Source organism: Planctobacterium sp. R6, from assembly GCF_055755215.1.
In genome coordinates this window covers 16274-35707 of the sequence record NZ_JBVTQY010000022.1, presented here as the reverse complement: position 1 = coordinate 35707, position 19434 = coordinate 16274, and the positions used below count along the sequence as shown (strand labels likewise).

At 48.7% G+C, this 19434-nt stretch carries 23 protein-coding genes; 10 read left to right on the top strand and 13 right to left on the bottom strand.

What is annotated here, in order from left to right:
* The first annotated feature begins 28 nt into the window (after window positions 1-28).
* The 3 genes from AC0J20_RS14315 to AC0J20_RS14305 are packed head-to-tail and all read left to right on the top strand — an operon-like array spanning window position 29 to window position 4145.
* The gene (locus AC0J20_RS14315; RefSeq protein WP_473022171.1) at window positions 29-922 is read left to right on the top strand and encodes an alpha/beta fold hydrolase; all 894 of its coding nucleotides are present in this window, start codon (window positions 29-31) and stop codon (window positions 920-922) included.
* Window positions 923-927: 5 nt separating this feature from the next.
* The gene (locus tag AC0J20_RS14310) at window positions 928-2415 is read left to right on the top strand and encodes an SLC13 family permease (RefSeq protein ID WP_229528107.1); all 1488 of its coding nucleotides are present in this window, start codon (window positions 928-930) and stop codon (window positions 2413-2415) included.
* Between the two features lie 44 nt (window positions 2416-2459).
* Window positions 2460-4145: an NAD-dependent malic enzyme gene (locus AC0J20_RS14305; protein WP_473022170.1), complete on the top strand. Its 1686-nt coding sequence runs from the start codon at window positions 2460-2462 to the stop codon at window positions 4143-4145.
* A gap of 98 nt (window positions 4146-4243) precedes the next feature.
* Here the strand turns inward: AC0J20_RS14305 and AC0J20_RS14300 are convergent, their stop codons facing one another.
* The 13 genes from AC0J20_RS14300 to AC0J20_RS14240 all read right to left on the bottom strand — a co-directional run bounded on the left by AC0J20_RS14300 (window position 4244) and on the right by AC0J20_RS14240 (window position 14304).
* Window positions 4244-4696 (bottom strand): YHS domain-containing (seleno)protein, encoded by a 453-nt coding sequence (locus AC0J20_RS14300; RefSeq protein WP_473022169.1) that lies wholly within the window; start codon window positions 4694-4696, stop codon window positions 4244-4246.
* A 130-nt stretch (window positions 4697-4826) separates the two neighbouring features.
* Complete coding sequence (mgtE, locus tag AC0J20_RS14295) at window positions 4827-6188, bottom strand: magnesium transporter (RefSeq protein ID WP_473022168.1); 1362 nt, start codon at window positions 6186-6188, stop codon at window positions 4827-4829.
* 359 nt (window positions 6189-6547) lie between these two features.
* Complete coding sequence (locus AC0J20_RS14290) at window positions 6548-6823, bottom strand: HPr family phosphocarrier protein (RefSeq protein WP_473022167.1); 276 nt, start codon at window positions 6821-6823, stop codon at window positions 6548-6550.
* Complete coding sequence (gene rapZ, locus AC0J20_RS14285; RefSeq protein WP_229528112.1) at window positions 6820-7665, bottom strand: RNase adapter RapZ; 846 nt, start codon at window positions 7663-7665, stop codon at window positions 6820-6822. Before rapZ ends, AC0J20_RS14290 begins: the two co-directional genes overlap by 4 nt.
* Entirely contained in the window at window positions 7662-8105 is a 444-nt protein-coding gene (gene ptsN, locus AC0J20_RS14280; protein ID WP_229528113.1) for a PTS IIA-like nitrogen regulatory protein PtsN, read from the bottom strand. Before ptsN ends, rapZ begins: the two co-directional genes overlap by 4 nt.
* A gap of 16 nt (window positions 8106-8121) precedes the next feature.
* Window positions 8122-8409 carry a ribosome hibernation promoting factor gene (gene hpf, locus AC0J20_RS14275; protein WP_229528114.1) on the bottom strand — a complete coding sequence of 96 codons (288 nt, stop codon included), beginning with the start codon at window positions 8407-8409 and terminating at the stop codon, window positions 8122-8124.
* Window positions 8410-8436: 27 nt separating this feature from the next.
* Complete coding sequence (locus AC0J20_RS14270; protein ID WP_229528115.1) at window positions 8437-9930, bottom strand: RNA polymerase factor sigma-54; 1494 nt, start codon at window positions 9928-9930, stop codon at window positions 8437-8439.
* A 71-nt stretch (window positions 9931-10001) separates the two neighbouring features.
* On the bottom strand, window positions 10002-10727 hold the full coding sequence (gene lptB, locus AC0J20_RS14265; RefSeq protein ID WP_229528116.1) for an LPS export ABC transporter ATP-binding protein: 726 nt from the start codon (window positions 10725-10727) through the stop codon (window positions 10002-10004).
* A gap of 35 nt (window positions 10728-10762) precedes the next feature.
* A complete protein-coding gene (lptA, locus tag AC0J20_RS14260; protein ID WP_229528117.1) occupies window positions 10763-11269 on the bottom strand; it encodes a lipopolysaccharide transport periplasmic protein LptA in 507 nt (168 codons plus the stop codon).
* Entirely contained in the window at window positions 11232-11801 is a 570-nt protein-coding gene (lptC, locus tag AC0J20_RS14255) for an LPS export ABC transporter periplasmic protein LptC (RefSeq protein ID WP_229528118.1), read from the bottom strand. The genes lptA and lptC overlap by 38 nt, the downstream gene beginning before the upstream one ends.
* On the bottom strand, window positions 11798-12352 hold the full coding sequence (kdsC, locus tag AC0J20_RS14250; RefSeq protein WP_473022166.1) for a 3-deoxy-manno-octulosonate-8-phosphatase KdsC: 555 nt from the start codon (window positions 12350-12352) through the stop codon (window positions 11798-11800). Before kdsC ends, lptC begins: the two co-directional genes overlap by 4 nt.
* A complete protein-coding gene (locus AC0J20_RS14245) occupies window positions 12352-13329 on the bottom strand; it encodes a KpsF/GutQ family sugar-phosphate isomerase (RefSeq protein ID WP_229528120.1) in 978 nt (325 codons plus the stop codon). Before AC0J20_RS14245 ends, kdsC begins: the two co-directional genes overlap by 1 nt.
* Before the next feature lie 15 nt (window positions 13330-13344).
* Window positions 13345-14304: a calcium/sodium antiporter gene (locus tag AC0J20_RS14240; RefSeq protein WP_229528121.1), complete on the bottom strand. Its 960-nt coding sequence runs from the start codon at window positions 14302-14304 to the stop codon at window positions 13345-13347.
* Between the two features lie 477 nt (window positions 14305-14781).
* Between AC0J20_RS14240 and AC0J20_RS14235 the strand changes: the two genes are divergently transcribed.
* From AC0J20_RS14235 to murA, 7 genes are read left to right on the top strand one after another with little or no spacing between them, the layout of a single operon-like run.
* Window positions 14782-15576: an ATP-binding cassette domain-containing protein gene (locus AC0J20_RS14235; RefSeq protein WP_473022165.1), complete on the top strand. Its 795-nt coding sequence runs from the start codon at window positions 14782-14784 to the stop codon at window positions 15574-15576.
* 1 nt (window position 15577) lies between these two features.
* Entirely contained in the window at window positions 15578-16357 is a 780-nt protein-coding gene (mlaE, locus tag AC0J20_RS14230) for a lipid asymmetry maintenance ABC transporter permease subunit MlaE (protein WP_229528123.1), read from the top strand.
* Between the two features lie 10 nt (window positions 16358-16367).
* Window positions 16368-16835 carry an outer membrane lipid asymmetry maintenance protein MlaD gene (gene mlaD, locus AC0J20_RS14225; protein WP_473022164.1) on the top strand — a complete coding sequence of 156 codons (468 nt, stop codon included), beginning with the start codon at window positions 16368-16370 and terminating at the stop codon, window positions 16833-16835.
* 33 nt (window positions 16836-16868) lie between these two features.
* Entirely contained in the window at window positions 16869-17495 is a 627-nt protein-coding gene (mlaC, locus tag AC0J20_RS14220; RefSeq protein ID WP_473022163.1) for a phospholipid-binding protein MlaC, read from the top strand.
* Window positions 17488-17799 carry an STAS domain-containing protein gene (locus AC0J20_RS14215; protein ID WP_229528125.1) on the top strand — a complete coding sequence of 104 codons (312 nt, stop codon included), beginning with the start codon at window positions 17488-17490 and terminating at the stop codon, window positions 17797-17799. The genes mlaC and AC0J20_RS14215 overlap by 8 nt, the downstream gene beginning before the upstream one ends.
* A gap of 17 nt (window positions 17800-17816) precedes the next feature.
* Window positions 17817-18080, top strand: a complete 264-nt coding sequence (locus AC0J20_RS14210) for a BolA family protein (RefSeq protein ID WP_229528126.1) — start codon at window positions 17817-17819, stop codon at window positions 18078-18080.
* A gap of 43 nt (window positions 18081-18123) precedes the next feature.
* Window positions 18124-19386: a UDP-N-acetylglucosamine 1-carboxyvinyltransferase gene (gene murA / locus AC0J20_RS14205; RefSeq protein ID WP_473022162.1), complete on the top strand. Its 1263-nt coding sequence runs from the start codon at window positions 18124-18126 to the stop codon at window positions 19384-19386.
* Window positions 19387-19434 lie beyond the last annotated feature (48 nt).

Below are 19434 nucleotides of genomic sequence, written 5' to 3'. Positions count from 1 at the left end.
CGGATGTAATCCATTAAAGAGAACGATTATGATGAAAATGTTTTCCATGACGGCAGCGTTGTTGTTGCTGTCTGTTTTTCAAAGCGCTTGCGCGACGATACCCACGCAACCCTGGCAGGGGCGAGAGGTGGGCAATTACTCATTTACCCAATGGCCTGGCGGGAAAATCAACGTGGAGTTTATTGTTCCACAAGGGGCCGGTGAAGATACGCCGGTATTACTGGTTATTCCCGGAGCAAAACGCAACGCCGATGAATACCGTGATCAATGGCATGAACTGGCGTTAAAACACCAGTTTGTGGTGTTGGCGATTGGTTGTAGTTTGCAGGTTTGTGACAGTGAGTATTTATATAATCTGGGGGGGCTGACCGACCACCAGGGGCAACCGCAACCCGAAGCCATGCAGTTTTATTCGGTTCCTGAGTTGGTATTTGACGACTTTGTGCACCGATTTGGCTCGGCGCAAACCCGGTTTGCGTTGTACGGGCATTCTGCCGGTGGCGGATTTGTACATACCTTTATGTTGAATCGCCCCAATGCGCCGGTATCTCAGGCGGTAGCGGCCAACCCGGCGTTTTTTACCATGCCGGATGAAAGCCCGTATCCTTTTGGACTCGGCGGTACTGCGCATACGCCAGAGTCGGTTGATGTCTGGTTGCAACAACCTCTGACCATTATGTTAGGGGATCAGGACACCGGGCCTCGTACCAAGGCGCTCAGTAACAGTGCCCGGGCCAATGCTCAGGGACGCAACGTGTTTTCTCGTGGATTGCGGTTTTACGCCACAGTCATGAACACCGTGATAGAACGCAATATCGAATCCCCATGGCGCATCGATGTGGTACAGGGTGTCGGTCACAGCAGCACTAAAATGGTGCCCGGAGCCGTTCATTATCTGTTTCCGGAAATGCTGAAGGAGTAATGAGCATGGCCCAAGACTTACCCATTACAGACAATCAGCAAGCCGCCAGTGGCCGCGCCGGATACCAAAATCTGGGCATGTGGTTGGGACCTTTGCTGTTTATATTAATTGCAATCTCCCCAACCCCCGAAGGACTGAGTGATACCGCCTGGATGACGGCGGCGATCGGTGTATGGATGGCAATCTGGTGGTCCACAGAAGCGGTGCATGTTGCCGTTACGGCGTTACTGCCTTTAGTGGTGTTTGCGCCACTGAATATTTTGCCTATAAAGGCGGCATCTGCCCCCTATGCTAATCCGACGATTTACTTGTTTTTAGGAGGTTTTATTATTGCGACGGCATTGCAGAAAGCCAACCTGCACAAGCGTATCGCCTACTTTATTTTGAGTTATGTCAGTCGTTCTGCGCGTTCCATTATTCTGGGGTTTATGATTGTCAGTGCCATTTTGAGTATGTGGATGACAAACACATCGACCACCATGATGTTGCTGCCTATTGCATTGTCCATCGTCTCTACCATGGAAACAGAACAATCCGGTTTTTCGCTGAAAGAGCGGCGGCATTTTCAATTGTCGTTGTTACTGGGCATTGCTTACGCCGCAACCATTGGCGGCATGTCTACGCTGGTGGGCACACCACCCAATGCCTTTTTAGTGGGCTTTATGAATGAGACCTACAATGTGCAACTGGATTTTGCAAAGTGGATGCTCATCGGAGTGCCACTGAGTGTCACTCTGCTCCCCATCGCCTGGCTGGCACTAACTCGTTGGATTTACCCGGTCTCGTTTGTAACCCCGGATAGTGCGCGTATGCAACTGGCAAAACAACGCCAGGCATTGGGGCCGGTCCGTCAGGAAGAATGGCGGGTAGGGATAATTTTTAGTCTGGTGGCACTGGCGTGGATGACCCGGCCTTTGCTGTCGACCTGGTTATCTATTGATGGACTTTCCGATGCCGGAATAGCGATGTTTGCCGCTGTTGCACTGTTTATTGTTCCTGCGGGAAAGGGACGGGAAGGTGCATTAATGGCATGGGAGGACATGAAATCCATTCCCTGGGGGGTACTGGTTTTGTTTGGTGGGGGCCTGAGTCTGGCTGCGGCGGTATCGGATTCTGGTCTGGCGCAATGGTTAGGCGAGGGGCTGGTGAACATGAATGCCTTTGGCATGATTGTGTTGGTTCTCTGTGCGACCACCCTGGTGATCTTCCTGACTGAGCTGACCAGCAATCTCGCCACATCGGCAACCTTTCTGCCGGTTGTGGCTGTGTTGGCGCTGGAAATGGGAGGCGAACCTATGATGCTGATGATACCAGTGACACTGGCGGCAAGTTGTGCCTTTATGCTGCCGGTGGCAACACCACCTAATGCTATCGTGTTTTCCTCGGGTTACATCAGTATTCCGCAGATGGCGAAAGCCGGATTTATCCTCAATCTGATGAGTATCCTGTTGGTAACAGCACTTGCCGTGTGGGTGGCTCCGCTGATTTTCTGAGCCACGCAATTGCATCTGAACAACAACACCTGAGATTACTGTGAATGCACAATAAGAATCAAAAACCCTTATATTTGCCCCATGCGGGGCCATCGCTTTTGGATATGCCTTTGCTTAACAAAAGCAGTGCCTTTAGCGAAAGTGAGCGTATTGCCTTTAATTTAGAAGGCCTGTTACCGCCTCAATACGAATCGATAGAGCAGCAGGTTGAGCGCACCTTTAAGCAATACCAGCAATTAACATCGGATATGGCACGGCATATATTTTTGCGGGATATTCAGGATAGCAACGAAACTTTGTTTTATCGTCTGGTTGAACAGCATATCGAGCTGATGATGCCGATCATCTATACCCCAACGGTGGGTGAGGCTTGCCAGCAATTCTCGGATATTTACCGTAGTGCCCGGGGATTGTTCATTGCCCATCATCAGCAAGATCGAATCGATGACATTTTACACAATGCCACCAAGCGCAATATCAAAATCATTGTGGTGACTGATGGTGAGCGGGTACTGGGATTAGGGGATCAGGGCATTGGTGGCATGGGTATTCCGATCGGAAAACTATCGCTGTACACCGTCTGTGGTGGTATCAGTCCCGCGTATGCCTTGCCTGTGATGTTGGACGTTGGCACCAACAATGAGGCGTTACTGTCTGATCCCATGTACATGGGATGTCGTCACCGCCGCATCAATGAACAGCAATACCACGAATTTGTGGATGCTTTTATGCAGGGCGTAAAGCGACGTTGGCCCAACGCCCTCATTCAATTTGAAGATTTTGCGCAACATAACGCAACGCCGCTGTTGCAGCGTTATAAGCAGGAGTACTGCTGCTTCAATGACGATATTCAGGGCACGGCGGTGGTCGCTGTTGCAGTCATGCTTGCCGCCTGTGCGGCTAAAAAAGTGGATATCACTCAGCAACGCGTTGTTATTGTCGGGGCAGGGTCAGCAGGCTGTGGAATTGCAGAACAATGGATTGCCTGTCTGAGAGAGCGAGGGCTGACCGATGAACAGGCACGGCAGCAGATTTATATGCTGGACAGGGATGGAATACTAACCACGTCCACCCCTGATATGAAGCCATTTCAGGCCCGTTTGGCACATGCTGGCTTACCGGCAGGGCTTTCGAGTCACACGGAACACAGTTTGCAGGATGTTATGCATGCGGTGCAACCGGATATGTTGTTGGGCGTTAGCGGTCAGCCTGGTTTGTTCAATGAAGCTGCCATTAAAGCAATGCATCAATATTGCGCGCAACCGGTGATATTGCCGCTGAGTAATCCCTCACGTCTGGCTGAAGCTCAACCCGAAGACGTCTTGCGCTGGACGAATGGCGCAGCCTTGCTTGCAACGGGCAGTCCGTTTGATGATGTCAGCCTGCAAGGGGTTCAGCACGTAATTAGTCAGAGCAACAACAGTTATGTGTTTCCTGCAATTGGTCTGGCAGTGGTCAGTACCGGCGCTAAGCGCATCACGGATGCGATGTTGATGGCGGCCAGTAAAGCGTTGGCCGGTTGTTCGCCTTTGGTTAATCAGGGCTGTGGCGGGTTACTACCACCTTTGCAGGAAATTCAGGCGATCAGTAAAGACATTGCGCTGGCCATCGCGAATGTGGTTGTTCAGGAAGGGGATGTGCCCGGGCTGAGTGAGGCTGAATTGCGGCAGCGTATAGAGGAAAATTTTTGGACTGCCAATTACCGACCTTATCTGAGAAAAGCGTTTTAATCACTACCCGGGCTTCGCCAAACTGGCAATCGCGTTCAGGCTGCAGTCTGGTTCTGCCTGTCCCCGCTCGATGGCGGGGATAAAGTGACACTTAGCAATCAGAGTTCATCGGCGGGCACGTGTTTAATTTCCGGCCAGTTGTTGTCGGCTTTGACAATATTGCCGGCAACATCTTTTAACCAAAACGCGTGAATTTCTTCGTTTTTATTAACGAACAATTGTCCGTCGACAATTTTGAAGGCCTTGCCATTGACTTCAAATTTTTTGCCAAAGCTGGTGCCGGTTGAACAATAACCACCGTAAGCAGGGGCATACTGCTGCGGATTTTGGTTGAAGGTGTTGCGGTTTTCAGCAGAGCTGAACCGATAAATGGCTCCCTGGTAAACAGCAGTAAATTCAGCCTTACCCATCACAGGTTTGTTGTCAGTGAAATAGGCCACGGCATCATGCCCTGCCAATATCACGCCATTGTCATCGGTTTGGGTATCAATCCCAGCCAGAGTATTTAAGCTAAAGAAAAGTGCAAACAGTGTAGAAACGATACGGATCATTATTGTATTCCTGTAGTGTAATTAACAGACAACAAGACCTCAGGAGTACAGGAGTAATTTCTGACTTTTGGGTTATGAGTTAGCGCGTTTTGGTTTGAAATTTAATTCGAAAACCATGTTGGATGCGGGTCTACAGCAACAGCCAGGTGGCGGTGCCCAAAAACGCAAAGATACCCACCACATCGGTAATTGTGGTGAGAATAACACTGCCCGCCAACGCGGGGTCGATTTTCAGCTTTTTCATCACGATGGGCAGGATAACACCCGACAGGCCCGCTGCAACCATATTGACCATCATGGCGAACGCAATCACCAAACCTAACATGTAATCTTGTTTCCAGACGGCAACAACCGAGGCAATCAAAACCGACCAGATGATGCCATTGAGAAAGCCGATAGCCAGTTCTTTGCTGATCAACCAGCGAGAGTTTGAGGCGCTGACATGGCCCAGTGCCATACCTCGAATAACCAGAGTGAGGGTTTGGTTACCGGCCACACCCCCCATGCTGGGAACGATAGTATTGAGGATGGCAAGAACCGCCAACTGACTTAATGTGGCTTCAAACAGGTCGCTGACCATGGCGGCCATCAGGGCCGTAAACAGGTTGACACCTAACCAGATGGAGCGGCGTTGCGTACTTTTGAGTACCGGAGCGAAGGTATCTTCTTCATCTTCCAGACCCGCCATACTCATCATGGAGTGTTCGGCCTCTTCACGGATGATATCAACCACGTCATCAATGGTAATACGGCCTACCAGTTGATGATTGGCATCTACGACAGGTGCCGACAGCCAGTTGTGACGCTCGAACAATTTGGCTACTTCGGTTTCGTCCAGATCCACCTTGATGACTTCTGGTTCTTCTTCCATGATTTCTTCAACACTGATCTCCGGGGCCGCAGTGATCAGGCTGGTAAGAGGCACCGTCCCAATCAACCGGTCATAGCGGTTGGTGACATACAGCATGTCGGTATCTTCCGGCAGTTCCTGCTTGAGTCTCAGGTAGCGCAGAATCACTTCTACACTGACTTCCGGTCGCAGTGTAATGGTGTCGGTGTTCATAATGAAACCGGCGGTACCTTCACCATAGGATAAGGCTTGTTCTGCTCTGGCCCTGTCCATGCTGTCCATGGACTCCAGGACATCCTGAACCATTCTGTCAGGCAGACCGTGCAGCATTTCTGCAAGGTCGTCGGTGTCCATATCTTCCAGGGCGTCAGCAAGCTTTTCAGGCACCATTTCGCGCATGATGCCGTTGCGCACATCCTCAGACAGTTCTTCTAACACATCGCCGTGGTAATCAGTATCGATGAGTTTCCAGAGCAAAGAACGATTGCGAACCGGGGTGGATTCTAAAAGTAACGCGACATCTGCGGGGGGAATGCTGTGCAGCATTTTGCGCACATGCACAAACAGGCCATTACTGAGCGCTTCGTTAATGGCATCCAGTTGCGTGGTGACGTATTCCTGTTCGAGCTTATTTTGTTCCATCAGTGTGCTTCCTCACCAGAGGGCACAAGAGAGAATGTTGCCATGTCAATCTTTGCTGACTGGCTTTGCGGATACTGAGAAACGTTGCTGCGGGCTGATATAAGGGTGTAGAAAGCTGTACCGAATCCGGCTAAATCACGATGTTTTAGATTTAGATAAGGTGTTCCCGGCACTTATCGACACTCCTTATTTTTGCGATGAACTGATTTCCATTAACAACCTGAAAGTCCTTTACAGATGAGCGTTCTGTATACACAGGTCATTGTTATTGTTCGTTTATTATAGTTTATAGCAATAAGTGGCTGCTGGATATCTACTAATGAAACAAATCACAATCCAGGTTTAAATATTGTGAAACACTACTCAGCTTCGTTAAACCGCGCGGAGAATAATGCGGAAACTGCCTCTAAAGCCGGCTCGGCATCATTGCCTTCGCAAATGACCTTCACCTGTTTGTTTTGTGACCCTTCCAGCATCATTAAGCCCAAAACACTGTCTGCAGAAGCACTTTTACCGTCTTTGTGCAGCATAATGGTTGCGGAAAATGAGGCGGCCAGCTTCACCAGTTCGGTGGCTGCTCTGGCGTGAAGGCCCAGTTTATTGGTGATGGTTAGGGTTCGTTCTGCTCGATTCACGCGTCCAGATCCCGGTGTCTGATTTGCACATCAGGGTGAGCAACAGAAAAATAATTCGCCAGGGTTTCAGCGATGAATACTGAGCGATGTTGTCCCCCGGTACACCCTATGGCAACGGTCACGTAACTGCGGTTGTTTCTCTCCAGATGCGGCAGCCAGGTTTCGATCAGGTTTTGAAATTGACCGATCACTTTCACCACGATGGGCTGTGCTGTCAGGTATTGAGCAACGGGCGCATCTTTACCTGAATAGGGTTTGAGTTCCGGTATCCAGTGTGGATTAGGCAAAAAGCGCACGTCAAAGACGTAATCGGCGTCTTTCGGAATACCGTTTTTAAAGCCAAAGGATTCAAAAACCAGGACCAGTCGTGAGGACTTCTTGCCCAGAATGCGTTCTCGCACCAGTTCTGCCAACTGATGGATCGACAATTTATCGGTATCAATGTGGAGGTCTGCGCGTTCGTAAATAGGGACCAAAAGTTCCCGCTCTTTAACGATAGCGTCAGCCAGAGAAATGTTGTTTTTGGACAAGGGATGAAGGCGTCTGGTTTCGCTGTAACGCTTTACCAAAATATCGTCACTGGCATCCAGATAAATAATGGTCAGGTCGGTTTTGTTGGGCAAAAAATCCAGATTCTCTGTGAGTTGTTCTGGGTCTTTAGGTAAGTTGCGCACGTCAATACTGACGGCAATCTGGTCGTATTCACTGACAACCGCGTGGGTCAGTGTGGGTAACATACTTACCGGAAGATTGTCTACGCAATAGTAGCCAAGATCCTCAAGTGCCCTTAATACTACAGACTTTCCTGAGCCGGACCGTCCACTGATCACAATTAATTTCATACCAATGCTTCATATAATGCGTTGTCTGAATGGCAATTGCGGATTACTTTGGTGACCTCTTTGTCACTGAGTTTTTGAGCTATACGGGCCAGGGTTTGCAAGTGACCTTCTGTTTGCTCAACGGGCACCAAAATCGCAAAAAATATATCGACCGGTTGATTGTCGATTGCGTCAAATTCTATACCAGGCGAGCAGGTGAGTACAATAGCCAGGGGACTACTCAGACCTTCAACACGACCATGTGGTATGGCGATGCCGTTGCCGATCCCGGTACTGCCCATTTTTTCCCGGCACAGAAGACTGTTCAGAACGTCTTCTTCATTGAGTTCGCTGAGTTTTTCACTGGCAACAACACTGATGATTTGCAGAGCGCGTTTTTTGCTGGTAATGGGGACTGCACAGCGCGTGCAGTCCGATGAAAGGATGTCTTTGATTTCCATCCTCGTTTAGACTCCTCTAATGACTCTTGAGCTTTTCTTTATGCTTAATAACCTGCCTGTCGAGCTTGTCGATGAGAGAGTCAATGGCAGCGTACATGTCTTTGTGCTCGGATGTCGCAAAAACTTCTCCACCGTCGAGGTGCATGGTTGCTTCTGCTTTTTGATTGAGTTTTTCAACGTTTAAGATGACATATACATTGTTTATGTGATCAAAATGTCGTTCCAGTTTAGTGAATTTTGTATCGACATAATCGCGAAGAGAATCGGTGATTTCGACGTGATGACCTGATAAGTTTATTTGCATAATTGGTCGTCCTTCTTGTAGGGAAGTCTATAACAGACTCTTACGTTGGTTAGATGGAGGAATCGAGAGCGATTCCCGGTATTTTGCAATGGTTCGCCGGGCTACCATAATGCCCTGATCGGCTAACAATTGCGCAATTTTGCTATCACTGAGTGGCTTGGCCTGATTCTCAGCGGCCACCAGTTTTTTAATCAATGCCCTGATGGCGGTAGAGGAGCATTCCCCACCATTTTCTGTGGCCACATGGCTGGAGAAGAAATACTTCAGCTCAAAGATACCTCTCGGGGTGTGCATGTACTTCTGTGTGGTCACACGGGAAATCGTAGATTCGTGCATATCCACCATTTCAGCCACGTCGTTAAGCACCATGGGCTTCATCATTTCCGGCCCGTGCTCGAAAAAGCCGTGCTGTTGCTGGACAATACAATTGGCCACTTTGAGTAGGGTGTCGTTACGGCTTTCGATACTCTTGATAAACCACTTCGCTTCCTGCATATGCGAGCGAATAAACTGCCCGTCGGCACTATTTCTGCTGCCCCGGCTCATGGCGGCATATTGCTGATTGATATTGAGCTTTGGCACGGAATCGGGGTTGAGTTCGACAATCCAGCGTCCGGATTTTTTCATGACCGAGACATCGGGGATCACATAATCTGGTTCTTTGGTATTTAAGGTACTGCCCGGATGCGGATTCAGGGTTTGCAGTAACTTTAATACTTCTTTGAGCTGTTCTTCACGCAATTTAGATTTTCTGATCAAGGTACGAAAATCTTTTGCCATTAACAGATCGGAAAAGTCACACAGCAGTGATTTTGCTTCCTGTAACCAGGGAGTGTCTTTGGGGAATTGCCCCAACTGCACCAGCAAGCACTCTTGTGGTGTGATTGAGCCTGAACCTAAGGGGTCGAAGTGTTGAATGCGTTTTCTGACACATTCCACTTCGTCGATTTCAATTTCTTCATCATCGAGGCTTTCGAGGATTTCCTCAACCGAAACGGTGAGATAACCGGATTCATCAATAGAATCTATGATGGCCAAAGCAATGGCTTCATCGGTTTCGCTGAACGGGGTCAGGTGTAATTGCCAGAGCAGGTGATCCTGTATGGATTCACTGGTTTCACCCTGATACACCTGGTCGTCATCCGGGCCTACACCACCTGACGAGGCGGGTGCTGATGACGCGCTGTAGTATTCATCCCAGGTGCTGTCTATCGGAAGCTCATCGGGTAAGTCGTTCTTTTCCAGCGCATCACTTGAGTCAATGCCGTCTGAACCACTGAATTCGTTGTCGCTGTCGGCGCCATTCAACTCAGCCGTTTTGGGTTCTTTGAGTAATTCCAACGCTTCATCGCTACCGGCTTCGGTATTTTCATCCACTTCCAGCAATGGATTGGCGTCTAACGCATCCTGAATTTCTTGTTGCAGGTCAAGCGTTGACAGTTGCAGCAGACGAATTGCTTGCTGCAATTGAGGGGTCATTGTTAGCTGTTGGCTAAATTTTAGTTGTAAAGACGGCTTCATTAAAAATGGTTTTTTCCGACTCCAGAGCTCAGGGTTACTGTGCCCCAATCTTTAGATTGTTGTTAGTGTTACTATAGCCTGAATTGCTCACCCAGGTATACATCTCTTACTTGCTGATTTGCTAAAACTGTTTCGGGTTCGCCTTCGGCAATGACCTGTCCATGACTGACAATATAGGCCTGTTCGCAGACATCCAGCGTTTCTCTGACATTGTGGTCAGTGATCAGTACACCGATCCCCCTGTCCCGCAAGTGGTGAATAATCTTCTTTATATCATTAACAGAAATAGGGTCAACGCCTGCGAAGGGTTCGTCCAGCAAAATAAATTGCGGATTGGCGGCCAGAGCGCGGGCAATCTCTACTCTGCGACGCTCACCACCAGACAAGCTCATGCCCAGATTGTGACGAATGTGATTTAAATTAAATTCATCCAGCAGTTCATCGGCAAGTTCTTCGCGTTGCTCGTTATCCAGCTCTTTGCGCATTTGTAAAATGGCCATCAGATTCTGGAATACACTGAGTTTTCTGAAAATTGAAGATTCCTGGGGCAAATAACCGATGCCATGACGCGCCCGCACATGCATAGGTTGCAAGGTCAGTTGATGCTGATCAATAAAAATCTCCCCTTTGTCCAGGGGAACGAGACCGACGATCATGTAAAATGTAGTGGTTTTCCCGGCCCCATTGGGTCCCAGTAAACCAACTATCTGGCCGGTACTAACTTCAATGCTGACATCTCGCACCACCTGACGGCTTTTATAGGATTTTGCCAGATTATTCGCGTATAACGTGGGCACTTAAATGAGTTTCCTTGTTCGGTTGCGCTTGCAGATTAATTTTTATCGTCGGTCTGAAAAACAGTGGTCACTCTGCCGTCGGCTTCGTTGCTTCCGGCGATTAACTGTTCTTTCTCTAAATTAAAGCTGATCTTTTCACCTTTCACCATACTGGTGTCCTGATAAAGTTCTGCCGCACCATTAAGCTCCAGGGTCCGAAACTCAACAATGTAACGAATTTCTTCAGCTTTGGCGGTGATTTTACTGCCGTCATCCATAGTTTGGGAATAAACAGCGGGTTTGCCAAGCGCCACAAATATTTCTTTGCCTTTGCCATCCTCTGCCGAGACTCTCACTTCGTCAGCATTAATGGATAGGGTGCCCTGGCGCACGTTAACATCTTCTTTGAATACAGATGTTTTGCGTTTGCCATCGACAAACTGAGATTTTGAATCAACCTCAATGGGAAGTTTAAAGTCATCTTTCCCAGCCCATGCCGGACATGACAGCAGGAGCAATACACTGCTAATGGGCAACAGGTTGTTGATAAATCGTTTTAACATGGTCTTTGAGTTCCAGTTTACGGGTCAACAGATTAACTGTTAAGCCGTTGCTTTCAATAATGAAATCCAACCCGGTGATGGTGACCGGGTTATTCGATTTGGCTGTTTTGTTGAGCAAATCAATTTCTACAAAGCTGGTTTCGATAGTTTGTACAAAGTCGTCCTGATTAAGACTTTTGATAAGGACATTTTGCTCAAGTTCAATACGTTGATCACTATACAGTGTCCCCTCATTTGCAACAATTTGCCAGGGGGAGTCTGTTTCATCGGTGTAAATGGTGTATTCGGGTTGTTCAAACAGCGTAAAGCCGAGAATATCGTAGTGCTCCATCGAGGAGGCAAACACCTCGTGGTTGACGCTGCCAGATTCGTTATAGAGGGTACTTTTCATATTGCGGGCCTGATAATTGGGATTCCAGGCTTCCGGTGTGTCGTCTATGGTTTGTGGCGTATTATCATCGGCAATCATATTCACGTAGAGGGTTAGCAATACGATAAATAACAGACCGATACTGATGTGAATACGACTCATACGCTACTCGCCAATATACCTTGCAGTTTTCCTTTGCTGAATAATATCAGGTCACATAATTCCCGAACACATCCGAATCCACCCGGTGTGGTGGTGTGGTAATTACTCAAATGCAGTACGCCCGGATGCGCATCGGCGGGAGCCACTTTTAGTTGGGCTAATTCAAACATGCCGGTATCGGGTAAATCATCGCCAATCGCGGCAGTGTGCTGCGCGGGAATATTCAGGGAGTGTTGCAGTGTTTGTAACGCAGACTTTTTCTGCTCTTCGCCTTGGATAATATGACGCACCCCCAGCGCTGAAAACCGGTCAGAGACTATCTGCGATTTTCTGCCGGTTATGATGGCAACTTCGACACCGGCGGCTAACAGTGCTTTCAGACCATAGCCGTCTTTGGTGTGAAACGCCTTGAGCTCTTCTCCCTGGTTACCCAGATAAATGCGACCATCGCTGAATACCCCGTCTACATCACAGGCCAGCAGTCTGATGTCACGCATATACTCTATCAGTTGAGGGGCCAGCGGGCCGTAAAGCGTGTCAACTTGTGTCATTAAACCACCCCGGATTTGACCATATCTAACATATTTAACGCACCAATGGGACGCTGCTCGTCATCTACCACAATCAGGCCACTGATGTTGCGGTTCTCCATTTGGGTCAGCGTTTCGGCCACCAACATATCTTTGCGGGCGGTATAGCAGTTTTTGGTCATCACATCTTTGATGAGCGTGGCGTGAACGTCTTTTCTGGCATCGATAACCCGGCGTAAATCGCCATCAGTAAACACCCCAATCAGCTTGCCTTGCTCGTCGACGATGCCCGCCAGGCCTAAGCTTTTTTGAGTGATAACGACCAGGGTATCCCGCACACTGCTGTTTGCGTCGACGGTAGGAACGCGATCACCGGTATGCATAATATCTTGTAAGGTGAGTAACAGTTTTTTGCCCAGTGAACCACTGGGGTGCGACAGGGCAAATTCTTCAGCAGTAAAGTTTTTGGCGTCCAGCAACGCGATTGCCAGCGCATCTCCTAACACCAGGGTTACACTGGTGCTGGATGTTGGGGCCAGTCCCAGGGAGCAGGCTTCCTGCGGCACGGCAATCGACAGGTGGATATCAGCATAACGCCCCATGGCAGATTCCGCAGAGCGGGTCATCGCAATGATTTTTATACCCAGCCGCTTGACTACCGGCAACAAAGACACCACTTCGGAGGTTTCACCAGAGTTGGAAATCGCCAGTAACACATCTTCCTTACCCAGCATCCCCAGGTCACCGTGTCCTGCTTCTCCTGGGTGCATAAAAAATGCCGGTGTGCCGGTGCTAGCCAGTGTTGCCGCAATTTTATTGGCAATGTGACCGGATTTTCCCATACCGGTAACGACAACTTTGCCCTTGCAACCAAGCAGCAACTGACAGGCCTGGATAAAGTGTTCATCAAAGGCGTTTCTGAGGTTTTGAATCGCATCCAGCTCGATATCCAGAACCCGTTGGGCTGAGGTAATCAGTTGTGCAGTATCGACTTTCATTAGGCTTTTACCCGGTTATGCCACAAACAGAAAGGTGAGGTAGCCGATATATCCGGCCACCAGAATGCCACCTTCCCAGCGGGTTATTTTGCGCACACCACGTAAACCAAAGCTGAATAACAGCAGCAATACGGTGAACACCAGCATCACGTGAATGTCCCGGTTAGCAGCATCAGCATCGATTAGGCCCGGTGCGATTAATCCTGGCATCGCCATTACCGCTAAAATGTTAAAGATGTTAGACCCGATAATGTTACCCAGTGCCATGTCATCTTCGCCTTTTAATACACCGGCAATACTGGCCGCCAACTCGGGAAGGCTGGTACCAATGGCAATGATGGTCAGGCCTATCATCAGTTCGCTCATGCCAAAATATCTGGCGATGTTCACCGCTGAATCCACCATAATATCGGCGCTGATGGGCAATAACACCATGCCCACCATAACCCAGAAAATCGCTTTGTGGGTTGGCACATCGGATGGAATTTCTTCAGCCGTGTCGGTGCCATAAGGATCTTTGCGATCAGCCTGAATGGACAGCCAGGTAAGACCGCCAATTGTAACAAAAAACAGAATCATCAACGCGATACCCTCGCTGCGACTCAAACTCAAATCCGCCAGAAACCAGGCCGCGGTGAGTGACACGATAAGTAGTATCGGCATTTCCCGACGAATAGTGCCGGAGCTGACCATCAGGGGTTTGAACAGCGCGGTAAGGCCCAATACCAAACCGATATTGGTGATGTTTGAACCGATAGCATTGCCCACTGCGGTGTCGGCGTTACCGGCCATTGATGCAGTGGCTGATACCATGATCTCCGGGGCTGATGAGCCCATGGCGACAATGGTCATCCCGATAACCATGGGGGAAATACCGAAGTTTTTAGCCATGGCTGAAGCGCCATAAACGAACCTGTCAGCACTCCAGCTCAGCAGTGCAAGTCCAACGATAAAAAGGGCAATGTCTGTCAGCATGAATAAAAATCGATCTTCTTGAAATGTAGTGGCAAGGGAATGACTCTAATATGGGTACAACTTTAAAAGTTTAAACTATTTGAACCTCAATGTTGAAGTAAGTTCGGCAAATACCGGCGTTTATTGAGTCCGGGTGCACAAAAATTGCGCCGCATCGTCGCGGACTGTACCTGACAAGGCCGGGTAATTTTGTCTGGCAAAGCCCGGTCGGGTGAAAATCGATTGTTTCTGAAATTTAGAATATATCTTGTTACTTTTTGATTTTGTTTTGCCGCCTTGAAACTTCGTAAAATAGCACCAATATCGGGGCATCGGATAAAATGAGCTGAACGACCTTAGTATCGGGATACACACTGATACACACTCCTTTACAGGCTACTGACAGAATAAGGTTTCAACTTGCTCTATAATTTGTAAAAAGCCAACACCGAAAAGGACTGAAAAAGGGAGAGGGCGGCGCGCTCGGGATCGCACACTATGAAAAATCTGGTCGAAATTAAAAATCTGACATTCAAACGGGGTGATCGCACGATTTACCACGATATTAGTATGTCTATACCCGAGGGTAAAACCACCGCAATTATGGGGCCGAGCGGTATCGGTAAAACCACCATGTTGCGTTTAATTGGTGGGCAGCTCAAACCCGACAGCGGTGATGTGCTATTTGCCGGTAAGTCAATCCCGGGAATGAATCGGGCGCAATTGTATGCATGTCGCCGTCATATGAGTATGTTGTTTCAAAGTGGCGCCTTGTTTACCGAAATGTCGGTCTTCGACAATGTGGCATTTCCGCTCAGAGAGCATTCACACCTTTCTGAGGATGTGATCAGAACTATTGTACTGTTGAAATTGCAGGCGGTGGGTTTGCGCGGCGCGGAAAAATTACTGCCCAGTGAGTTATCCGGCGGCATGGCAAGGCGGGCTGCGTTGGCCCGCGCGATTGCGCTGGACCCGCGCCTGATCATGTACGACGAACCCTTTGCCGGGCAAGATCCCATATCGATGGGCGTGCTGGTAAAATTAATTAAAGATTTGAACGATGCACTGAACCTGACCAGTATCGTGGTAACCCATGATGTGACAGAAGTGCTCACTATCGCTGATTACATTTATATTATCGCTGAAAAGCAGGTTATTGGCGAAGGGACACCGGAACAGATCAAAAATTCTGATTCTGCCCTGGTACAACAGTTTTTGCGCGGTGAAGCAGATGGTCCGGTGCCTTTCCATTATCCGGTTGACGATATCAGCTCAGCGTTGTTAGGGAGTTAATATGGAGTTTTTTGCAAGGACCGGACGCAATACTATCGATGGAATAACCCGGATAGGTCGTGCGTCAGTGATGTTTTGGGGCGCCATTGTCGCCCGTCCAAGACCGATGAAATCGATTCCGCTGACCATTAAACAAATGTATGTGGTTGGTGTGCAATCCTTGTTGATTATCCTGGTATCTGGATTGTTCATCGGCATGGTGATGGGCCTGCAGGGCTATACCGTGCTGGTAAATTACGGTGCCGAAGAAAGCCTGGGGCCAATGGTAGCATTGTCTCTGTTACGGGAACTTGGGCCGGTGGTCACGGCGCTATTGTTTGCCGGGCGGGCCGGTTCAGCACTGACGGCAGAAATCGGTCTGATGAAAGCCACAGAACAGCTCAGCAGTTTGGAAATGATGGCGGTAGACCCGCTTCGTCAGGTTATCGCTCCCCGATTATGGGCGGGCATTCTGACCATGCCAATGTTGGCACTTATTTTCAGTGCTATTGGTATTTTAGGCGGTCATCTGGTTGGTGTTGACTGGCTGGGTGTCGATGCCGGCAGTTATTGGTCAATCATGCAATCTGCCGTGGACCTGAATGAAGATATTATGAATGGCGTCATCAAAAGCGTGGTGTTTGCCATTGTTGTTACCTGGATAGCGGTATTCAATGGTTATGACTCCATTCCTACCTCTGAAGGGATTAGTAAAGCGACAACGCAAACTGTGGTGCACTCGTCGCTTGCGGTACTGGGACTGGATTTTGTTTTAACCGCTGTAATGTTCGGAACTGAATAGGAGCTCATTAATGAATTCTCGTAAAATGGAAATTGCTGTTGGATTGTTTGTTTCGCTGGCGGTAGCCGCATTTTTGATGTTGGCCTTGAAAGTCGCTGATCAGGGTATGCAAGGCTCGGGCGAAACGTATGAGCTGTTTGCCAAGTTTGACAATATTGGCGGGCTGAAAGCGCGCTCAGCGGTGAAGGTGGGCGGTGTGATCATCGGTCGAGTCGACAGTATTTCGCTGGATAAAGACGATTTCACCCCTGTAGTGAAACTGGTTATTAGTCAGGAATATGGTGATTTCCCTGATACCAGTTCGGTGTCGATTTTGACCTCCGGGCTGCTGGGTGAGCAATATGTGGGTTTTCAACCGGGTTTTTCATTTGATGGTGTAGACACCCTGAAACCTGGCGATTTCATCGAAGATACTAAGTCTGCGTTGGTACTGGAAGATCTGATCGGTCAGTTCCTGTTCAGCCGAAACGATGAATAATACAGATTAAAAATGATATTTGAGGGCAATAACATGTGGTTTAAAAAATTGGGATGGCTGCTATGCCTGTCGATGTTCTCGCTGGGCGCGATAGCAGACGAAAATCCCTATAAAATTTTACAAGAAGTAGCGACAAAAACATTTTCTCGCATCAAAGCGGAACAGGCTACTATTCAACAGGATCCTGACTTGCTGAAAGTTGTGGTTGAAGAGGAATTATTGCCCTATATCGATTACAAATTTGCCGGTGCCAAAGTGTTGGGTAAGCACTTTAAGTCGGTGCCCCGCAAGCAAATTCCGACCTTCTTTGAAGAGTTTCGCAAGTACCTGATTGCTACTTATGCGGTGGCTTTGGCGCAATACGAAGGTCAGGATGTGGTCTTTGAACCGGAGAAAGATTTCGATGGTAAAAAAGCGGTAACGGTGCGCGCTATCGTCAAAGATACCGAGCGTCCGGACATCAAAATTGCATTCAAAGTACGCAAAAACAGCAAAACCAAAGAGTGGAAGGCCTATGACATGGTGGCGGAAGGGATCAGTGTCTTGTCCAGCAAGCGCAGCGAATTCGAGTCGATTTTGCGTCAGGAAGGTATCGAAAAAGTGATCGCCATTATGCAAGAAAAGAACGCTCAAAAAATTACACTGGATAATGATGCTTAAATCAGTCGACAAAATTACCCTGACTTATCACGAGGGTTGCCTGAAACCAGAAGGCAGCCTGACTATCGAGTCAGTCCCTTGCGCAGACAAGCAGATAGTGCCGTTGCTGAGCCAGTTTAACGAGGTTGTAAAGCTGGATCTGGCAGCCGCTGAAAACAATGATACGGCGGGCCTGGCCTGGTTAATTAATCTCAAAGCTAACCTGAAAAAATCGGGTAAATCACTGCAGCTGCTCAATGTACCCAATGCGTTAAAAAAGCTGAGTAAACTGAGCGATGCTGATAAACTGCTTGAAATAGACTAAAACAGACAGGTCATAAAATGGATCCACAACAGATAGAAGCGATTTTACAAGACAATTTACCACTGAGCTTTGTGAAAGTGGACGGTGATGGTTCCCACTTTCAGGTGATAGCCGTGGGCGATTGTTTTGACGGTGTTAGCCGGATTAAAAAACAACAAATGATTTATGGTCCATTGCAAAGCCATATTTCCAGCGGCGAGTTGCACGCGCTGACGATGAAAACCTTCACCGAGGCGCAGTGGCAAAAAGACAAAAAATTACTGTTCCCCGATCTGAGTTAATTCCTCTTTTACTTTCGTTCACCTTTTTCCCACCGGATTATTCATGGATAAATTACTCATCAAAGGCGGCCAGCCTTTATCTGGCACGGTCACCATTTCGGGGGCGAAAAATGCGGCGCTGCCCATCCTGCTCGCCAGTTTGCTGACGACTGAACGCTGTGTTTTCAGCAATGTGCCTTTTTTACGAGATGTGAATACCAGCCTGGCACTGTTACAGCAACTGGGCGCTGAGGCATTCAGAGCCGAAGATGGCGATGTCCATATCAACCCGGCCTCTGTAAATAACCACACGGCGTCGTACGATCTGGTCAAAACCATGCGGGCCTCAATCCTGGTGCTGGGACCATTGTTAGCCCGCTTTGGGGAAGCCAATGTGTCTTTGCCTGGAGGCTGTGCCATTGGTGCCAGACCGGTGAATTTGCACCTGGAAGGCCTGGAACAAATGGGCGCCAGTATTGAAGTTGCCAATGGTTACATTCGGGCCACAGTGAACGGGCGTTTACAAGGCGCGCATATTGTGATGGACAAAGTCAGTGTTGGCGCCACCGAAAACCTGATGATGGCGGCCACACTGGCAGAGGGTGAAACCGTTATCGAAAATGCGGCCAGAGAGCCTGAGATAACCGATTTAGCCTTGTGTCTGCAGGCGATGGGCGCACAAATTACCGGAGCGGGATCGGCCACTATCCATATTAAGGGCCGTGCACAACTGGGTGGATGCCAGCATAAAGTCTTACCAGACCGGATTGAAACCGGCACCTTTCTGGTCGCTGCAGCTGCTACCCGTGGCAAAGTGCTGTGTCAGAATGCAGCGCCTGACAGTCTGGAAGTGGTTTTACGTAAACTCAGCAAAACCGGGGCTGTGATTGAAACCGGGAAAGACTGGATCAGTCTGGATATGCAGGGAAGGCAACCTAAAAGTGTACAGATCAGTACCGCTCCACACCCGGGCTTTCCGACCGATATGCAGGCGCAGTTTGTGGCATTAAACGCGGTAGCAGAAGGCACCGGCACCGTCACGGAAACAATTTTTGAGAATCGTTTTATGCACGTACCGGAATTGCAGCGCATGGGAGCAGATATTGCGCTGGAGGGACACAGCGCAATTACCAAAGGCAATTCAGTATTAAGTGGTGCCCAGGTAATGGCTACCGATTTACGTGCTTCGGCAAGCCTGATCATTGCCGGTTTGACAGCCGCAACCGGTGAAACCCTGGTGGATAGGATCTATCACCTGGATCGCGGTTATGAAAAAATAGAGAAAAAGCTCCGGGGCCTCGGGGCTGACATTACCCGAATCAGTTAAAACCTTTTATCATTGCAGGCACCTTCGGGTGCCTCGTTATTTCTGTAG

Coding starts and splice junctions, on each gene's coding strand:
- AC0J20_RS14315 (WP_473022171.1), top strand. CDS start 29: ATGATGAAAATGTTTTCCATGACGGCAGCGTTGTTGTTGCTGTCTGTT.
- AC0J20_RS14310 (WP_229528107.1), top strand. CDS start 928: ATGGCCCAAGACTTACCCATTACAGACAATCAGCAAGCCGCCAGTGGC.
- AC0J20_RS14305 (WP_473022170.1), top strand. CDS start 2,460: ATGCACAATAAGAATCAAAAACCCTTATATTTGCCCCATGCGGGGCCA.
- AC0J20_RS14300 (WP_473022169.1), bottom strand. CDS start 4,696: ATGATCCGTATCGTTTCTACACTGTTTGCACTTTTCTTTAGCTTAAAT.
- mgtE (WP_473022168.1), bottom strand. CDS start 6,188: ATGGAACAAAATAAGCTCGAACAGGAATACGTCACCACGCAACTGGAT.
- rapZ (WP_229528112.1), bottom strand. CDS start 7,665: ATGAAATTAATTGTGATCAGTGGACGGTCCGGCTCAGGAAAGTCTGTA.
- ptsN (WP_229528113.1), bottom strand. CDS start 8,105: ATGGAAATCAAAGACATCCTTTCATCGGACTGCACGCGCTGTGCAGTC.
- hpf (WP_229528114.1), bottom strand. CDS start 8,409: ATGCAAATAAACTTATCAGGTCATCACGTCGAAATCACCGATTCTCTT.
- AC0J20_RS14270 (WP_229528115.1), bottom strand. CDS start 9,930: ATGAAGCCGTCTTTACAACTAAAATTTAGCCAACAGCTAACAATGACC.
- lptA (WP_229528117.1), bottom strand. CDS start 11,269: ATGTTAAAACGATTTATCAACAACCTGTTGCCCATTAGCAGTGTATTG.
- lptC (WP_229528118.1), bottom strand. CDS start 11,801: ATGAGTCGTATTCACATCAGTATCGGTCTGTTATTTATCGTATTGCTA.
- kdsC (WP_473022166.1), bottom strand. CDS start 12,352: ATGACACAAGTTGACACGCTTTACGGCCCGCTGGCCCCTCAACTGATA.
- AC0J20_RS14245 (WP_229528120.1), bottom strand. CDS start 13,329: ATGAAAGTCGATACTGCACAACTGATTACCTCAGCCCAACGGGTTCTG.
- AC0J20_RS14240 (WP_229528121.1), bottom strand. CDS start 14,304: ATGCTGACAGACATTGCCCTTTTTATCGTTGGACTTGCACTGCTGAGC.
- AC0J20_RS14235 (WP_473022165.1), top strand. CDS start 14,782: ATGAAAAATCTGGTCGAAATTAAAAATCTGACATTCAAACGGGGTGAT.
- mlaE (WP_229528123.1), top strand. CDS start 15,578: ATGGAGTTTTTTGCAAGGACCGGACGCAATACTATCGATGGAATAACC.
- mlaD (WP_473022164.1), top strand. CDS start 16,368: ATGAATTCTCGTAAAATGGAAATTGCTGTTGGATTGTTTGTTTCGCTG.
- mlaC (WP_473022163.1), top strand. CDS start 16,869: ATGTGGTTTAAAAAATTGGGATGGCTGCTATGCCTGTCGATGTTCTCG.
- AC0J20_RS14215 (WP_229528125.1), top strand. CDS start 17,488: ATGCTTAAATCAGTCGACAAAATTACCCTGACTTATCACGAGGGTTGC.
- AC0J20_RS14210 (WP_229528126.1), top strand. CDS start 17,817: ATGGATCCACAACAGATAGAAGCGATTTTACAAGACAATTTACCACTG.
- murA (WP_473022162.1), top strand. CDS start 18,124: ATGGATAAATTACTCATCAAAGGCGGCCAGCCTTTATCTGGCACGGTC.